1 protein-coding gene is annotated in these 548 nt (G+C 59.7%); it reads left to right on the top strand.

Translation table 11 applies throughout. From position 1 onward, the window contains the following. Positions 1 to 317: transposase (locus J3481_RS14405; RefSeq protein ID WP_206832798.1), on the top strand; the 317-nt coding region annotated here is incomplete at its 5' end. Between the last annotated feature and the right edge of the window lie 231 nt (positions 318 to 548).

Genomic DNA, 548 nt, shown 5'->3' with positions numbered 1-548 from the left:
GGCGGTTCCCGAAAGCGATGGCCATCCTGGAAGAGGCGGAGGAGGATGTGCTGGCGTTTATGGCGCTTCCGGGCGAACACTGGCGGCAGATCTGCTCGACCAACCCGCTCGAGCGGCTCAATCGAGAGATGCGTCGGCGGATGGACGTCGTGGGGATTTTCCCAAATCGAGCATCGGTAGTGCGCCTCGCTGGAGCGATTTTGCAAGAGCAGCACGAAGAATGGCTGGTGTCGCGGCGATATTTCAGCCTGGAGTCGATGGCGAAACTCAAGCCCAACCGTCCGCTCCTCGCAGCCGAGGCGATGTTGCAAAAATAACGTGTGGGAAGGGGCGTGCGAGCATGCTCGCAGACCAAGGCTTTGTCCCCTAATGGCTTGGAATCGACCGGCGAGCGCGCTGTCAAGGGCGTCCGAAGGACGAGCGAAGCGTCCGAAGCGTCCCTTGACAGAGCGTGAAGACGGTCGATATCGCCCCGAACGGGACAAAGCCGACCGATGTCACACAGTAGACACAAACGGTGAATTTACACCTATTGACGGGACACTACC

The organism is Alicyclobacillus fructus, from assembly GCF_017329605.1.
Classification (GTDB): domain Bacteria; phylum Bacillota; class Bacilli; order Alicyclobacillales; family Alicyclobacillaceae; genus Alicyclobacillus; species Alicyclobacillus fructus.
The sequence above is the reverse complement of the archived record's forward strand: the minus strand, read 5'-3'. Positions and strand labels throughout refer to the sequence as shown.